This window comes from Pseudomonas sp. RIT-PI-o, assembly GCF_001297215.1.
Lineage (GTDB): Bacteria > Pseudomonadota > Gammaproteobacteria > Pseudomonadales > Pseudomonadaceae > Aquipseudomonas > Aquipseudomonas moraviensis_A.
The window spans coordinates 209,658-223,006 of record NZ_LHPA01000041.1 but is presented as its reverse complement, the minus strand read 5'-3'; the positions used below and the strand labels follow the sequence as shown (position 1 = coordinate 223,006).

Annotated in this window: 16 protein-coding genes; 14 read left to right on the top strand and 2 right to left on the bottom strand. The window is 58.5% G+C overall.

The window, feature by feature from the left end; translation table 11 throughout:
• Nucleotides 1-66: 66 nt before the first annotated feature.
• Both AEQ63_RS23350 and AEQ63_RS23345 read left to right on the top strand, forming a co-directional pair.
• Entirely contained in the window at nucleotides 67-552 is a 486-nt protein-coding gene (locus AEQ63_RS23350) for a YajQ family cyclic di-GMP-binding protein (protein WP_042607296.1), read from the top strand.
• A gap of 152 nt (nucleotides 553-704) precedes the next feature.
• Entirely contained in the window at nucleotides 705-1,547 is an 843-nt protein-coding gene (locus tag AEQ63_RS23345) for a mechanosensitive ion channel family protein (RefSeq protein WP_042607295.1), read from the top strand.
• 117 nt (nucleotides 1,548-1,664) lie between these two features.
• Here AEQ63_RS23345 and AEQ63_RS23340 read toward each other — a convergent pair whose 3' ends face one another.
• Nucleotides 1,665-3,014 carry an OprD family porin gene (locus AEQ63_RS23340; RefSeq protein WP_042607294.1) on the bottom strand — a complete coding sequence of 450 codons (1,350 nt, stop codon included), beginning with the start codon at nucleotides 3,012-3,014 and terminating at the stop codon, nucleotides 1,665-1,667.
• A gap of 889 nt (nucleotides 3,015-3,903) precedes the next feature.
• On the opposite strand from AEQ63_RS23340, the gene AEQ63_RS23335 reads away from it, so the two are divergent.
• Both AEQ63_RS23335 and AEQ63_RS23330 read left to right on the top strand, forming a co-directional pair.
• Entirely contained in the window at nucleotides 3,904-4,329 is a 426-nt protein-coding gene (locus AEQ63_RS23335) for an HIT domain-containing protein (protein ID WP_064365015.1), read from the top strand.
• A 3-nt stretch (nucleotides 4,330-4,332) separates the two neighbouring features.
• Entirely contained in the window at nucleotides 4,333-4,539 is a 207-nt protein-coding gene (locus tag AEQ63_RS23330) for a SlyX family protein (RefSeq protein ID WP_016773495.1), read from the top strand.
• 64 nt (nucleotides 4,540-4,603) lie between these two features.
• Here the strand turns inward: AEQ63_RS23330 and AEQ63_RS29180 are convergent, their stop codons facing one another.
• Entirely contained in the window at nucleotides 4,604-5,206 is a 603-nt protein-coding gene (locus tag AEQ63_RS29180) for a cold-shock protein (protein ID WP_042607292.1), read from the bottom strand.
• 310 nt (nucleotides 5,207-5,516) lie between these two features.
• Between AEQ63_RS29180 and AEQ63_RS23320 the strand changes: the two genes are divergently transcribed.
• The 10 genes from AEQ63_RS23320 (at nucleotide 5,517) to tolQ (ending at nucleotide 13,345) form a co-directional block, all read left to right on the top strand.
• A complete protein-coding gene (locus AEQ63_RS23320) occupies nucleotides 5,517-5,987 on the top strand; it encodes a Dps family protein (protein WP_016773497.1) in 471 nt (156 codons plus the stop codon).
• Nucleotides 5,988-6,168: 181 nt separating this feature from the next.
• Complete coding sequence (locus tag AEQ63_RS23315) at nucleotides 6,169-6,507, top strand: ribbon-helix-helix domain-containing protein (protein WP_042607291.1); 339 nt, start codon at nucleotides 6,169-6,171, stop codon at nucleotides 6,505-6,507.
• Nucleotides 6,508-6,637: 130 nt separating this feature from the next.
• Nucleotides 6,638-6,859 (top strand): FmdB family zinc ribbon protein, encoded by a 222-nt coding sequence (locus tag AEQ63_RS23310; RefSeq protein WP_042607290.1) that lies wholly within the window; start codon nucleotides 6,638-6,640, stop codon nucleotides 6,857-6,859.
• A gap of 97 nt (nucleotides 6,860-6,956) precedes the next feature.
• Nucleotides 6,957-8,732 (top strand): aspartate--tRNA ligase, encoded by a 1,776-nt coding sequence (aspS, locus tag AEQ63_RS23305; RefSeq protein ID WP_064365013.1) that lies wholly within the window; start codon nucleotides 6,957-6,959, stop codon nucleotides 8,730-8,732.
• 119 nt (nucleotides 8,733-8,851) lie between these two features.
• The gene (locus AEQ63_RS23300) at nucleotides 8,852-9,598 is read left to right on the top strand and encodes a YebC/PmpR family DNA-binding transcriptional regulator (protein WP_024014089.1); all 747 of its coding nucleotides are present in this window, start codon (nucleotides 8,852-8,854) and stop codon (nucleotides 9,596-9,598) included.
• Nucleotides 9,599-9,753: 155 nt separating this feature from the next.
• Nucleotides 9,754-10,281: a crossover junction endodeoxyribonuclease RuvC gene (gene ruvC, locus AEQ63_RS23295; RefSeq protein ID WP_016773501.1), complete on the top strand. Its 528-nt coding sequence runs from the start codon at nucleotides 9,754-9,756 to the stop codon at nucleotides 10,279-10,281.
• Nucleotides 10,282-10,395: 114 nt separating this feature from the next.
• Nucleotides 10,396-11,004, top strand: a complete 609-nt coding sequence (ruvA, locus tag AEQ63_RS23290) for a Holliday junction branch migration protein RuvA (protein WP_024014088.1) — start codon at nucleotides 10,396-10,398, stop codon at nucleotides 11,002-11,004.
• Complete coding sequence (ruvB, locus tag AEQ63_RS23285) at nucleotides 11,005-12,066, top strand: Holliday junction branch migration DNA helicase RuvB (protein WP_024014087.1); 1,062 nt, start codon at nucleotides 11,005-11,007, stop codon at nucleotides 12,064-12,066.
• Nucleotides 12,067-12,192: 126 nt separating this feature from the next.
• The gene (gene ybgC, locus AEQ63_RS23280) at nucleotides 12,193-12,660 is read left to right on the top strand and encodes a tol-pal system-associated acyl-CoA thioesterase (RefSeq protein WP_064365011.1); all 468 of its coding nucleotides are present in this window, start codon (nucleotides 12,193-12,195) and stop codon (nucleotides 12,658-12,660) included.
• On the top strand, nucleotides 12,650-13,345 hold the full coding sequence (tolQ, locus tag AEQ63_RS23275; RefSeq protein WP_008080223.1) for a protein TolQ: 696 nt from the start codon (nucleotides 12,650-12,652) through the stop codon (nucleotides 13,343-13,345). Before ybgC ends, tolQ begins: the two co-directional genes overlap by 11 nt.
• Nucleotides 13,346-13,349: the final 4 nt, after the last annotated feature.

Below are 13,349 nucleotides of genomic sequence, written 5' to 3'. Positions count from 1 at the left end.
CGATTTTAACCGCAAGCCAAGCGCGCTCCATCCACATCGAGCGCGCCTTTTTATTGGAGAGATTACATGCCGTCGTTCGACGTGGTATCCGAACTGGACAAACACGAACTTACCAACGCGGTCGAGAACGCCGTGAAGGAACTCGATCGTCGTTATGACCTGAAAGGCAAAGGCAGCTTCGAGTTCAAGGAAAAAGACCTGACCGTCAGCCTCACCGCCGAAGCCGCTTTCCAGCTCGAAGCGATGATCGAAATCCTCAAGCTGGCGCTGACCAAGCGCAAGATCGACGTGCAGTGCCTCGAGGTCAAGGAGGCTTACGCTTCCGGCAAACTGATGAAGCAGGACGCCATCCTCAAGGAAGGCATCGACAAAGAACTTGCGAAGAAAATCGTCGGCCACATCAAGGAGGCCAAACTGAAAGTGCAGGCCGCCATTCAGGGCGAGCAGGTGCGTGTCACCGGCAAGAAGCGCGACGACCTCCAGGAAGCCATCGCGGCACTGCGTGCGAAGGAATTCGGCATGCCGCTGCAGTTCAACAACTTCCGCGACTAAGCCTGGTCTGAATGCTGTGTGGGAGCGAGCCTGCTCGCGAATGCGGTGTTTCATTCAGCGATGAGTTGACTGACACACCGCATTCGCGAGCAAGCTCGCTCCCACAGTTGTTTTTAATACACCCCGGGAAGCCGGAAATCAGGAGATAGAACATGGATTTGAATGCTGAAGTGGACCACCTGGTCAAGGCGTCCCAGGCGTGGATCCCGATGATCATGGAATACGGCAGTCGCGTGCTGCTGGCAGTGATTACCCTGGCCATCGGCTGGTGGCTGATCAACAAGGTCACGCAAAAACTCGGCGGTCTGCTGGCCCTGCGCAATGCCGACCTGGCGCTGCAAGGCTTTATCAGCAGCCTGGCCAACATCATTCTCAAGGTGCTGCTGATTGTCAGCGTCGCGTCGATGATCGGCGTCGAAACCACCTCGTTCGTCGCGGCTATTGGTGCTGCCGGTCTGGCGATCGGCCTGGCCCTGCAAGGCAGCCTGGCGAACTTCGCTGGCGGCGTGCTGATTCTGCTGTTCCGCCCGTTCCGCATCGGTGACTGGATCGAAGCCCAAGGCGTGGCGGGCACTGTCGACAGCATCCAGATCTTCCATACCGTGCTGCGCACCGGCGACAACAAGACCATCATCGTGCCCAACGGCAATCTGTCGAACGGCATCATCACCAACACCAACCGCCAGCCGACCCGCAAAGTGGTGTTCGACGTGGGCGTGGATTACGAAGCGGATCTGCAAAAGGCCCGTCAGGTGCTACTGGATCTGGCCAAGGATGCGCGCGTCATGCAGGACCCGGAACCGCAAGCGGTAATTTCGACACTGGGGGACAGTTCGATCACGGTGTCCCTGCGCGTATGGGTTAAAACTGCAGACTATTGGGATGTGATGTTCATGTTTAATGAACAGGCGCGTGATCGTTTGAAGGCTGCCGGTATTGATATTCCATTTCCGCAGCGAGTTATACGCGTTGTTCAGGAGTCGGCGACACAATGATAGGTTGCTAGCTAAGTAATTGCTCTCGTAGCCAGACTCTTAATCAGTGCCAGGCAAATAAAAAAGGCCCATCGGAAGATGGGCCTTTTTTTATGCTTTGAAACTAACCACTGACGATTACAAGATGTTCAGCGGGTACTCGGTGATCAGGCGGAACTCTTTGACATCGCCTTCACCTTCGTCAGCGTTGGCAACGTGCCAGGCTTGACGAATGCGGAAGGAAAGATCTTTGGCCGGGCCGCTTTGAACAACGTACTTGGCTTCAAAGTTGGTTTCGTGGTGTTTGCCATCATCACCATACAGACCGGCGTAAGCGCTGCCCGCTGGAGTGTTGGTACCGTCGATATCCCAACCTTTGACGTAACGAACCATGAAGCTCAGGCCAGGAACGCCGTACTCGGCCATTTTCAGGTCGTAACGGGCCTGGACGGATTTCTCGCCTGCGCCGTTGAAGTCAGAGTACTGGATGGAGTTGGCGAGGAAGATCGAGTCGCCACCACGGTTGTTCTTGCCCACGCCGATGTAGTCGAACGGGGTGTCGCCGTTGACCTTCTGGAAGGCGAGGGTAAAGGTGTGCGCTTTGAGGAACGACAAAGCGGTTGCCAGGGAGAACGTGGTGTTGCTGATGTCACCCGCTTCGGCACTACCGGTGTCGGTGGTGCGGTAGATGTTGAAGTCGGTGTTCAGCGAAGTGTCACCACCGAACGGAGTGGTGAGGTTCACGTTGGCGTAGTACTGGTTCCAGATGTCTTCCAGTTTTGCGCCGTACAGCGATGCACTGAGGTTGTCAGTGATCGAGTATTTGCCGCCGAAGTAGTCGATGTTGTTCGCTTCAACACCAGCGTAGGTAGCGTAGAGGCCACCATCGCGGGCGTTCTTGTCCTGGCTGGAGCCGGAGTAGAAGTGACCGGCTTCGAGGTCAAGGTCTTTCACTTCGCTGCTCTGCAACTGGAAGCCAGTGGCAGTTTGCGGAAGGATGCGGGAACCGCCGACAGCGAACACCGGAGAAGTGCTTGGCTGCATGTCGCCGAATTTCAGTTCGGTCTTGGAGACGCGGAACTTGATGGAAGCGCCTGCCTTGCCCTGACTGTCATTGACGTCGCGGCCATAGCCGTTGGCCTTCACGGTATCGCTACGGCTCATGTTGCCAGTACCGGAAGTACCGTCACCGCCATCCAGTTTCAAGGCCAGATAACCGTATGCATCAATACCTACACCCACGGTGCCCTGGGTATAACCGGAGGTGAAGTTGCCGAGGAAGCCCTGGGTCCAGTCTTTCTGGTCGCGGCCACCGTTCTTGTTGTCGCGGTTGAAGTAGTAGTTCTTCAACGTCTCGGTGAGTTTCGCGTCTTCAACGAAACCTTTGGCTTCAGCCTGGTCACTGACAAACGGGGCGGCCGTAGCCAACTGCGAACTGGCTGCTGCTGCAACGGCCAGTGCGATCATGCTCCACTTCATCACGCGCATCGTGATTTGCTCCTTTGGTTTTAGAAGAGTACTGCCGTCCCACCTGTTTTATTATCTGGGCGGCTCTTTCTTTTTGTGTCGGCGCAAACTTATATCACGCCGACAATGTTGGCGATACTTGCGAAACCAACCTTTCAGCTTCTTTACGGCGTTGTCGCGAAAGGAGCGCTGGATGTCGCAAATTCACAGTACCAATGCAGCCTGACTGACAACTTCAATCGCTGTATCCGGGCCTTTTTGCATCGATAAAAAGAGTCCCTGGCAAAACACTTGAATCTCCATCGGGCAACCCTGCCACTGTTTTTATTGGCTTCAGCCGACCACTTCCAGTGGTGCGCTTTTAGTCCATACGGTTACGAATGCAACAAGCGTGCACAAACCGCAAAATCGGTGCGGTTATTTTTTCGTGTGCCGCCCGCATATGTGAAAACCTTGTGAAAACGGGGCCTCGGGCCTGTTTTGTCGCGGGCTTGACGAGATTCTCCCAATCGTGTTGCAACGCACCAAAGATGCGCAGGACAACCAAAAACGTTACCGGTTCACCCCGCCGTGAGTATTTGGCGGATGCCTGACCCAGTGAGCGTAGACCCGTTGTGCAGTTTTGGTGCAAAAAAAACACGATCAAGCCTGGAGCGATCGAGCGAGGACTGACTCGAGACTCGGCAGATCAAGGATTTTCATGCGTCTCTTCACGTTCAGGCTCATGTCAGGGGCGGTGTTGGTGCGCGGATGGGATAAATGTCTCATGGCGGAGCGCCTGGCGATTTAGCGCCGGAGGCAGCGTGAAGCCCGCTGCATTCGCAGGTATGCTGCCGCTCTGTCGCTTGGCGCGCCGGTTTTCGGAACCGGCCGCTAAGCTGAGTCATACGATCAGCCGGGAGTACGTACAGTGTTTGCTTTGGATTCACGACTTCAACAGGACACCCTGGTCATCGGCGACTTTCCGTTGTGCCGGCTGTTGCTGTCCAACGACAGTAATTACCCGTGGTTCATCCTGGTGCCTCGCCGCGAGGATATAAGCGAGTTGTTTCAGTTGGATGTCGCCGATCAGCAGCTACTCTGGCGGGAAACCACCACCCTTGCGGAGTTGCTCAAGGACTCGTTCGATGCCGACAAGCTGAACGTGGCGACCCTGGGGAACGTTGTCAGTCAATTGCACATGCATGTGATCGTGCGCAAACGCGACGATGCCGCCTGGCCTGCGCCGGTCTGGGGCAAGCATCCGGCCAAGCCGTACAGCGGGGACCAGGTGGCAGCCATTCGCGAGCGCCTGCGCCTGGTGCTGACTGAAGAATTCACTTTTGTGGAGGGCTGAGTCATGAGCCTCGAAGAACGCGTTACCGACCTGGAAAGCCGTCTGGCCTTTCAGGATGACACCATTCAGGCATTGAACGATGTGCTGGTGGCCCAGCAGAGGGTTATCGAGCGCCTGCAATTGCAGATGGAAGCGCTGATCAAGCGTCACGAGGAAATGGTCGGGCAGTTTGGTGCTTTTGAAGAAGATGCACCGCCGCCGCATTATTGAGCCATTCGGCAGGCACAAAAAAACCGCGAACAGTCAGGCTGCTCGCGGTTTTTTTTGCTTTGGATCAGCGACGCGGCAGGGCGGCGATCACGTCCTCGGCTTGCAGGCCTTTGTCGCGGTTCATCACCGAGAACTCGACGCGCTGGCCTTCGACCAGGACGCGATGGCCTTCGCCACGAATGGCGCGAAAGTGCACGAAAATATCATCGCCGGAGTCCCGGGAGATAAAACCGAAACCCTTGGAAGTGTTGAACCACTTCACGGTGCCGGTATCGCGATTGCTCATGTCATAGGTAGTCGGCGCGGCGGCCGGTGACGATTTGTAGAAGCTGACGGCCAGGTGCAGCAGCACGGCAACCAGCGCAATCGCCAGGCTGAACAGCACGGCCGGCTGGCCAGCGATGACCGGCATCGGTGCGATCAGGGTCAGGGTTTGCAGGACGACGGTCAGCACCAGCAGCGCGCTGACCAGATTTTGCAGATGCTGGCGCGGGCCTTTGTTCCAGTAGGGAATCACTGGAGCGATGACCAGGTTCAGCAGGCCGAAAAAGGCCAGGTAAAGTGCATCGGGCTGTTGCAGGTAAGGAACGGCTTCGGCTTTCAGGCTGGGTATGAACGACAGCAGCAAGGCTGCTGCGCCCATTAGCAGGTGGACGATTTTCAACATTTTGATTGGCTCACGTTATGACGGCTCACAAGGAAGAGCTGAAGGCGCACGGTTCGCTTCAGGACAAAATAAGAGGCGGTGGACACGTACACTGATCAGCCTATGCGCAACACCCCGGAAAATGGGGGGTGGCGACACACTGCCTATTTAACAGCAAAGCCTGCGGCTACTCAAATCAGCCCGGCCAGCGGCACGGAAACGGTCGATTTGTCGCAGTCTGATCACCGATTCATAGCTGCGAGCCAGCGCTTGCCTTGCTAAAGTGGGGCTGAACCTGCTGGATGAATTCAATCACTGTTAGGGGGTAAGCATGGCAATTGATATCGGTATCAGTGAAGAAGACCGCAAATCCATCGTCGAAGGGCTGTCGCGACTGCTGTCGGACACCTACGTGCTGTATCTGAAAACCCATAACTTCCACTGGAACGTCACTGGCCCGATGTTCCGCACGCTGCATCTGATGTTCGAAGAGCAGTACAACGAGCTGGCGCTGGCCGTCGATTCGATCGCCGAGCGTATTCGTGCGTTGGGCTTCCCGGCGCCGGGGGCTTATGCGACCTACGCGCGGCTGTCCTCTATTAAAGAAGAGGTCGGTGTGCCGAGCGCCGAGGACATGATCAAGCAATTGGTCGAGGGCCAGGAAGCGGTGACCCGCACCGCGCGGGGTATTTTCCCGCTGCTGGACAAGGTCAGCGACGAACCGACAGCCGACCTGCTGACCCAGCGTATGCAGGTGCACGAGAAAACCGCCTGGATGCTGCGCGCGCTGCTCGAGGAGTAAGTCGGCCGGTGCGGGCGCCGTCAAGCCGTCCGCACCCTGTCCAGGCTCTTACCATTGTCGTTGGCTTATCCTACGAGGCTGGTCAACAAGTCGTATGGCGATAACTTTGTCACTGGGTTTTTATGAAGGCGCAGGATGTTGCCTTATAAATCAGCAGTCATGGCAAAGGAGTGTCAACGCTATGGTAGAAGGAGACAGGCGAAGCGACAGGATGTCGGCTTCGCGGCACGTAATAAAGGTCGATCCGTTTGTCAGCGAGTTCGACATGAACCTGATCCGGCCCTTGTCCCGATCAATCCGGCTCAACGGTTTCGCGACCTGCCTGCGACTCGAGCAGGTCTACTGGAACATCCTCGGCGGCATGGCCGAGGACAATCATTGTACGATCAGCACATTGTTATCCCACGTCGATCGTGAGGTGCATCTGCGGCACGGCGGGGTGAAGAACTTCAGTGCGCTGATTCGGGTAGTGTGCGTCATGAACGGGATCAAGGATCTCGCACCCGGCGTTTCGCGCTGAAACGGCAGGGACAACGAGGTTGCGGCCTGTGCAGTGTTACGGCTGCACAGGGCGCATTTAATCGATATAATCCCGCGCTTTCGCCGCAAAGCCATGCGCGCGGCAGCAATCCGATCGCCGAGACACCCTCATGCCAATGTACGATTACCAATGTGCTTCCTGTGGTCATCAGTTGGAAGCCATTCAGAAGATCAGCGACGCACCGCTGGTCGACTGCCCTGCCTGCCAGGCGCCAGATCTGAAGAAGCAGCTGTCCATGCCGGGTTTTCGCCTCAGCGGCAACGGTTGGTACGAGACCGATTTCAAGACCGGAGCCAAGAAGAATCTGGCCGGTGGCGACAAAGCTGACTAGGGTTCAAACCCTGAACGAACGACACGCGTGAGTGGCCGCATTGCTTGAAGCGACGGTTACTCCACCGAATTTCGAATTACGAGAAGCGAACGACACCATGATGCGCAGCCACTATTGCGGCCAACTGAACGAAAGCCTGGAAGGCCAGGAAATTACCCTTTGCGGATGGGTCCACCGTCGCCGCGACCACGGCGGGGTGATTTTCCTCGATATCCGTGATCGTGACGGTCTGGCCCAGGTGGTGTTCGATCCGGATCGCGCCGAGAGCTTCGCCGCCGCCGATCGCGTGCGCAGCGAATACGTCGTGAAGATCACCGGCAAAGTGCGTCTGCGTCCGGCCGGTGCGACCAACGCCAACATGGCGTCGGGCATGATCGAAGTGCTGGGTTATGAACTGGAAGTGCTGAACGAGTCGGAAACCCCGCCGTTCCCGCTCAACGAGTTCTCCGACGTCGGCGAAGAAACCCGCCTGCGCTATCGCTTCCTCGACCTGCGTCGTCCGGAAATGGCCGAGAAGCTGCGTCTGCGTTCGCGCATGACCACCAGCATCCGCCGCTTCCTCGACGAGAACGGCTTCCTCGACGTCGAAACGCCGATCCTGACCCGTGCCACCCCGGAAGGTGCGCGTGACTATCTGGTGCCGAGCCGCACCCACGCCGGTTCGTTCTTCGCCCTGCCGCAATCGCCGCAGCTGTTCAAGCAGCTGCTGATGGTGGCCGGCTTCGACCGTTACTACCAGATCGCCAAATGCTTCCGTGACGAAGACCTGCGTGCCGACCGTCAGCCGGAATTCACCCAGATCGATATCGAGACCAGCTTCCTCGATGAAAAAGAGATCATGGGCCTGACCGAGCAGATGATCCGCAACCTGTTCAAGGAAGTGCTGGATCTGGAATTCGGCGAATTCCCGCACATGACCTTCGAAGAGGCCATGCGCCGCTACGGTTCGGACAAGCCGGACCTGCGTATTCCGCTGGAACTGGTCGACGTTGCCGACCAGCTCAAAGAAGTCGACTTCAAGGTATTCAGCGGCCCGGCGAATGATCCGAAGTGCCGTATCGCCGCACTGCGCGTTCCAGGCGGGGCGAGCATGCCGCGCAAGCAGATCGACGATTACACCAAGTTTGTCGGCATCTACGGTGCCAAGGGCCTGGCGTACATCAAGGTCAACGAGCGCGCAGCCGGTGTTGAAGGTCTGCAATCGCCAATCGTGAAGAACATTCCTGAAGACAAGCTCAACGTGATCCTCGATCGCGTCGGCGCAGTCGACGGCGACATCGTGTTCTTCGGTGCCGACAAGGCCAAGATCGTCAGCGAAGCCCTGGGCGCGCTGCGTATCAAGCTCGGTCACGACCTCAAGCTGCTGACCTGCGAGTGGGCGCCAATGTGGGTCGTCGACTTCCCGATGTTCGAAGAGAACGACGACGGCAGCTTCTCCGCGCTGCACCACCCGTTCACCGCACCGAAGTGCACCCCGCAGGAACTCGAAGCCAACCCGGCCGGCGCGCTGTCCCGTGCGTACGACATGGTGCTGAACGGCACCGAGTTGGGCGGCGGTTCGATCCGTATCCACCGCAAGGAAATGCAGCAAGCGGTATTCCGTCTGCTGGGCATCAACGAAGCGGAACAGGAAGAGAAATTCGGCTTCCTGCTCGACGCGCTGAAGTACGGTGCACCGCCGCACGGTGGTCTGGCCTTCGGTCTGGACCGTCTGGTGATGCTGATGACCGGCGCCCAGTCGATCCGTGAAGTGATCGCCTTCCCGAAAACCCAGAGTGCTGCCGACGTGATGACGCAGGCTCCGGGCGTGGTCGACGCGAAGGCATTGCGCGAGCTGCACATTCGCCTGCGCGAAACGCCAAAGGCTGAGTAAGACGGGCCTGAAGGCGCATCTTCGGATGCGCCTTTTTTCTTTCTCAGGTCGAATTTTTCAATTGCCGGCCGCTGCCTCGGCAGGGCGGGCAAGGTTTCAAAGAGCATTCGGAGCAAGTTATGGCAGGTCATTCCAAGTGGGCAAACATCAAGCACCGCAAAGAACGTCAGGATGCCAAGAGGGGCAAGATCTTCACCAAGTGGATCCGTGAACTGACCGTTGCCGCCCGTCAGGGTGGCGGTGATCCGGGTTCCAACCCGCGTTTGCGTCTGGCGCTGGACAAGGCGTTGAGCGCCAACATGAGCCGCGACATCATCGACCGCGCCGTCGCGCGCGGTGCCGGTGCCACCGAAGCGGACAACGTTGAAGAACTGACCTACGAAGGCTACGGCCCGGGCGGCGTGGCGGTGATGGTCGAGTGCATGACCGACAACCGCAACCGCACCGCCGCAGCTGTGCGTCACGCGTTCAGCAAGTGTGGAGGCAACCTCGGCACCGACGGTTCGGTGGCGTATCTGTTCGAACGCAAGGGCCAGATCAGCTTTGCCCCGGGCGTCGATGAAGACGCGCTGACCGAAGCGGCGCTGGAAGCCGACGCCGATGACGTGGTCACCCACGAAGACGGTTCGATCGACGTGTTCACCTCGTTCACCGGTTTCTATGCGGTGCGCAACGCGCTGGAAGCGGCCGGGTTCAAGGGCGACGACGCGGAAATCGTGATGCAGCCAACCACCAGCGCCGAACTGGATCTGGAAGGCGCGGAAAAGGTGCTCAAGCTGATCGACATGCTCGAGGACCTGGATGACGTGCAGAACGTTTATTCCAACGCGGATATCCCGGAAGACGTCGCTGCTCAGTTGGGTTGATTAGCGACTAGTCTTCCCTGTGGGAGCGAGCCTGCTCGCGAAAGCGGTGTGTCATTCAGCACCTGTGTTGCTGATATACCGCGTTCGCGAGCAGGCTCGCTCCCACATTTGCTATTGGGTGTCAGGTAAATCGTTTTTATTAATCTGCAGGCGTTATGACTCTAATTCTTGGTATCGACCCCGGTTCGCGCATCACCGGTTACGGGATCGTTCGCGATACCGGGCGGGGCGGCTGCATCTATGTGGCCTCGGGCTGCATTCGCACCGGTTCCGGCGAGCTGCATGAGCGTCTGCAGATCGTCTATCGCGGCGTGCGCGAGATCATCAAGACCTACGGCCCGGTGACCATGGGCATCGAAAAGGTGTTCATGGCGAAAAACGCCGACTCGGCGCTGAAGCTCGGTCAGGCGCGCGGCGCTGCGATTGTTGCTGGCGCTGAAGAATGCCTGGAAATTGCCGAGTACACCGCCACGCAAGTCAAACAGGCCGTGGTCGGCACGGGCGCGGCCAATAAAGAGCAGGTGCAGATGATGGTCATGCACATGCTCAAATTGACCAGCAAGCCGCAAATCGACGCCTCCGACGCCTTGGCGATCGCCATCTGCCATGCGCATACACGCTCGAGCCTGCTCCCCCACGGTCTGGGAACCGCACGCAGTCGTGGCGGGCGCCTGCGTCTCTGATAGCATCAGCATCAATTTTCCTGAAAGTGGCTTTTCGGTGCCTGTGTTGCCGGCGCGCAAGCCCCCTTCAATCGTCGCCAGCCCACGGCTGGCCAGCGCTCAAGGATTCAAAACGTGATTGGACGCTTGCGCGGCACCCTGGCTGAGAAACAGCCGCCGCACCTGATTCTCGATGTAAACGGCCTCGGCTATGAGGTGGAAGTGCCGATGACCACCCTTTATCGCCTGCCGTCGGTCGGTGAACCGCTGACCCTGCACACCCACTTGGTCGTACGCGAAGATGCGCAATTGCTCTATGGTTTTGCCGGCAAGCGTGAGCGAGACTTCTTCCGCGAGCTGATCCGTCTCAACGGGGTCGGGCCGAAACTGGCGCTGGCGCTGATGTCGAGCCTGGAAGTCGATGAGCTGGTGCGTTGCGTGCAGTCTCAGGACACCTCGGCGCTGACCAAGGTGCCTGGGGTTGGCAAGAAGACTGCCGAGCGTTTGCTGGTCGAATTGAAAGACCGTTTCAAAGCCTGGGAAACTTCGCCGGCGATGTTTGCGCTGGTGCCGAATCAGCCGGACGGCCCGGCGCCGGTCAACAGCGCCGAGACCGATGCCGTCAGTGCGTTGATATCCCTGGGCTACAAGCCGCAGGAAGCGAGCAAGGCGATTTCCGCGATCAAAGACAAGAACCTGAGCAGCGAAGACCTGATCCGCCGCGCTCTGAAGGGAATGATTTAAGTGATTGAAGCTGACCGTCTGATCGCCGCCGCGCACAGCCCGCGCGAGCGCGAAGAAGTCCAGGACCGGGCGATTCGTCCCGTCAGCCTGGCCGATTACATTGGCCAGCCGACCGTGCGCGAGCAGATGGAACTGTTCATCCAGGCCGCCCGTGGCCGTAGCGAATCCCTCGATCACACCTTGATCTTCGGCCCGCCGGGTCTGGGCAAGACCACGCTGGCGAACATCATTGCCCAGGAAATGGGCGTGTCGATCAAGAGCACTTCGGGCCCGGTGCTCGAGCGCCCTGGTGATCTGGCCGCATTGCTGACCAATCTCGAGCCGCACGACGTGCTGTTCATCGACGAAATCCATCGACTGTCGCCGATCGTTGAAGAAGTGCTGTATCCGGCGATGGAAGATTTCCAGCTCGACATCATGATCGGCGAAGGGCCGGCGGCGCGCTCGATCAAGCTGGATCTGCCGCCGTTCACTCTGGTCGGTGCGACTACCCGCGCGGGCATGCTGACCAATCCGCTGCGTGACCGCTTCGGTATCGTCCAGCGCCTGGAGTTCTACAGCACCGCCGACCTGGCAACGATCGTCAGCCGTTCGGCGGCGATTCTGGGTCTGCCGCTGGATCCGGAAGGTTCGTTCGAGATCGCCCGTCGTGCTCGTGGCACGCCGCGAATTGCCAACCGGCTGCTGCGCCGGGTACGCGACTTCGCCGAGGTCCGCGCCAAGGGCCACATCACCAAAGCGGTCGCAGATCTGGCGCTGAACCTGCTGGATGTCGACGAACACGGTTTCGATCACCAGGACCGGCGACTGCTGCTGACCATGATCGAGAAGTTCGACGGCGGCCCGGTCGGGATCGACAGTCTGGCGGCGGCAATCAGTGAAGAACGCCACACCATTGAAGACGTGCTCGAGCCCTATCTGATCCAGCAGGGCTATATCATGCGCACACCCCGGGGCAGGGTGGTGACGCGCCATGCCTACCTGCATTTCGGTTTGAACGTTCCATCGCGTATGGGTGAGATGCCCGTGGCAGACGAGTTTCTCGACGCCGTGGACGATTGATACACATTTGTTGGTGATTTATTCAGGGTTTGTACGGTCATAGGACGGTACTTTTGCGTTATAGCTTTGAAACCACGAAAAACAGTTGTCTGCCGGATTGGCAACCTGAGGAGTAAGCACTAGAGTATGCGCGCGCAAAACGGGCTTGGGCCGTTCGCACATCGTTGTCGCGTTTATTACGAGGACACCGATGCGGGCGGCATCGTGTATTACGTTAATTACCTCAAGTTTATGGAACGGGCTCGAACCGAACGGCTACGGGAACTGGGCTTTGCCCAATCGCAGCTGGCCGGAGAGGACCTGTTGTTCGTCGTGCATTCCAGCGAAGCGCGCTACCACGCGCCGGCGCGACTGGATGACGAACTGCTGGTAAGCGCTGATGTAACCGAATTGAACCGTGCCAGCCTGCGCTTCAGACAGCAGGTCAGGCGGGCCACGGATAATGTGCTGCTCTGCGAAGGGCAGTTTTTGGTGGCCTGCGTGCGCACCGACAGTTTGAAACCCCGGGCCCTTCCCGAAGACCTGCGTGCGGCCTTTGCCGACGCGGTCGGCCCGGGTACACACTCAGAGCAGGAGATAAAGCGTGGAAGCTAACGTCGTCGACCATTCCTCCATGTGGAGCCTGGTCAGCAATGCCAGCATCGTGGTGCAGTTGGTAATGTTGACCCTGGTGGCCGCATCGGTGACCTCATGGATCATGATCTTTCAGCGCAGCAACTTGCTGCGTGCCGGTCGACGCGCCCTGGAGAGCTTCGAAGAGCGCTTCTGGTCGGGTATCGATCTGTCCAAACTGTACCGTCAGGCCGGCAGCAATCCCGATCCGGATTCGGGCGTCGAGCAGATCTTCCGTGCCGGTTTCAAGGAATTCTCCCGTCTGCGTCAGCAGCCAGGTGTCGATCCTGAAGCCGTGATGGAAGGTGTCGCTCGTGCCATGCGCGTGGCCATCTCTCGTGAAGAAGAGAAACTGGAGCAGAGCCTGCCGTTCCTCGCCACCGTCGGTTCGGTCAGCCCGTACATCGGTCTGTTCGGTACCGTCTGGGGGATCATGAACTCCTTCCGCGGTCTGGCCAGCGCTCAGCAGGCGACCCTTGCCACCGTTGCCCCGGGTATCGCCGAAGCCCTGATCGCCACGGCGATCGGCCTGTTCGCTGCGATCCCGGCGGTCATCGCTTACAACCGTTTTGCTGCACGCAGCGAAACCTTGCTGGGCCGCTACTACACCTTCGCCGATGAATTCCAGGCGATCCTGCACCGCAAAGTGCACACCAGCGAAGAATAAGCAG

What these genes read in the sequence shown, in the direction of transcription:
- ybgC (WP_064365011.1), top strand. Translation starts at nt 12,193, where the DNA reads ATGCGCGCGCAAAACGGGCTTGGGCCGTTCGCACATCGTTGTCGCGTT.
- AEQ63_RS23300 (WP_024014089.1), top strand. Translation starts at nt 8,852, where the DNA reads ATGGCAGGTCATTCCAAGTGGGCAAACATCAAGCACCGCAAAGAACGT.
- AEQ63_RS29180 (WP_042607292.1), bottom strand. Translation starts at nt 5,206, where the DNA reads ATGTTGAAAATCGTCCACCTGCTAATGGGCGCAGCAGCCTTGCTGCTG.
- AEQ63_RS23340 (WP_042607294.1), bottom strand. Translation starts at nt 3,014, where the DNA reads ATGCGCGTGATGAAGTGGAGCATGATCGCACTGGCCGTTGCAGCAGCA.
- AEQ63_RS23320 (WP_016773497.1), top strand. Translation starts at nt 5,517, where the DNA reads ATGGCAATTGATATCGGTATCAGTGAAGAAGACCGCAAATCCATCGTC.
- AEQ63_RS23345 (WP_042607295.1), top strand. Translation starts at nt 705, where the DNA reads ATGGATTTGAATGCTGAAGTGGACCACCTGGTCAAGGCGTCCCAGGCG.
- AEQ63_RS23310 (WP_042607290.1), top strand. Translation starts at nt 6,638, where the DNA reads ATGCCAATGTACGATTACCAATGTGCTTCCTGTGGTCATCAGTTGGAA.
- AEQ63_RS23315 (WP_042607291.1), top strand. Translation starts at nt 6,169, where the DNA reads ATGGTAGAAGGAGACAGGCGAAGCGACAGGATGTCGGCTTCGCGGCAC.
- AEQ63_RS23350 (WP_042607296.1), top strand. Translation starts at nt 67, where the DNA reads ATGCCGTCGTTCGACGTGGTATCCGAACTGGACAAACACGAACTTACC.
- aspS (WP_064365013.1), top strand. Translation starts at nt 6,957, where the DNA reads ATGATGCGCAGCCACTATTGCGGCCAACTGAACGAAAGCCTGGAAGGC.
- AEQ63_RS23330 (WP_016773495.1), top strand. Translation starts at nt 4,333, where the DNA reads ATGAGCCTCGAAGAACGCGTTACCGACCTGGAAAGCCGTCTGGCCTTT.
- ruvC (WP_016773501.1), top strand. Translation starts at nt 9,754, where the DNA reads ATGACTCTAATTCTTGGTATCGACCCCGGTTCGCGCATCACCGGTTAC.